Origin of the sequence: Faecalibacterium sp. AF10-46, from assembly GCF_003604105.1 — a bacterium.
GTDB lineage: Bacteria > Bacillota > Clostridia > Oscillospirales > Ruminococcaceae > Faecalibacterium > Faecalibacterium taiwanense.
In genome coordinates this window covers 265-1,210 of the sequence record NZ_QVGY01000030.1, presented here as the reverse complement: position 1 = coordinate 1,210, position 946 = coordinate 265, and the positions used below count along the sequence as shown (strand labels likewise).

General features: G+C 48.2%; 1 protein-coding gene. It reads left to right on the top strand.

What is annotated here, in order from left to right:
- Positions 1 to 380: 380 nt before the first annotated feature.
- On the top strand, positions 381 to 629 hold the full coding sequence (locus DWV57_RS14210; RefSeq protein WP_120021125.1) for a DUF6061 family protein: 249 nt from the start codon (positions 381 to 383) through the stop codon (positions 627 to 629).
- Positions 630 to 946 lie beyond the last annotated feature (317 nt).

Below are 946 nucleotides of genomic sequence, written 5' to 3'. Positions count from 1 at the left end.
CTCGAACCCCCGGCCTACTGATTCGTAGGAACCGAATGGCACATTTTGTCCATTTCATCATTTAACGCTAAAACGTCATTTTAATCGAATCACCGTTATTTTGCCGTTGTTATTCTGTTGCATCCTTTGCATTGTTTGCACTTCCTTGCACCTGTTATCCATCCTTGCGATGTGCAGAAAATGTGCAAAAATGTGCAGAGCGAAAATCAGCCCGACAAACTGCCCTCAAAATGAGTGGTTTTCCTGCTGGATTTTTGGGGCATCGACAGTGCAAGAACTTCCAATTTCATCCAGACAACAATCTTACATGACACATCGGTTTTATGGCAGGGTTTAGGACATCCGAACAGACACCATTTGATATAGAAATGAGGTTCACCATGAACAAACTGCTTTCCTGCCGCTACAATATGGACACCAACCGGGTGGAAACCCGGTTCGCAGATGGCACCACCCTTGCCATCGACTGCATCGCTATTGAGAACGAGTACGGCAACACCCCGGCACAGCGGGCAGAGCTGGACTGGCTGCTCTATAACAAGCCCTTGGAGTACGCACAGATGGTGCTGAGAGGGGAGATGGAGCACTACCTGTCGCTGGGGTGTGAGCACGGTAGACAGGAAGATTGAGCCACAGAAAACGCGCGGTAAAACCGCTAATCGCGCGGCGCGCGTTTCTCAGCGCAAATTCAGCGCAAACCATACCAAGTCAGCGTATTTTCAGCGTAAATCCCGGAAAGTCAGCGTAAATTCAGCGCAAATCAAACTTTCAGCGTAAAAGTCAGCGTAAATTTTCACTTCACGCTTTTGTACTTCGTTCCTCGGCCTACGCCATCAGGCTGCAAGATGCCGTCCTTGCACATCTGGTGCAGGATATAATAGGTTTGATTCTTATTAAATCCACACAGCTCTTGAGTTTCCTGAATCGTCTTTGCCGCCTGTTTCAG

Coding starts and splice junctions, on each gene's coding strand:
- DWV57_RS14210 (WP_120021125.1), top strand. CDS start 381: ATGAACAAACTGCTTTCCTGCCGCTACAATATGGACACCAACCGGGTG.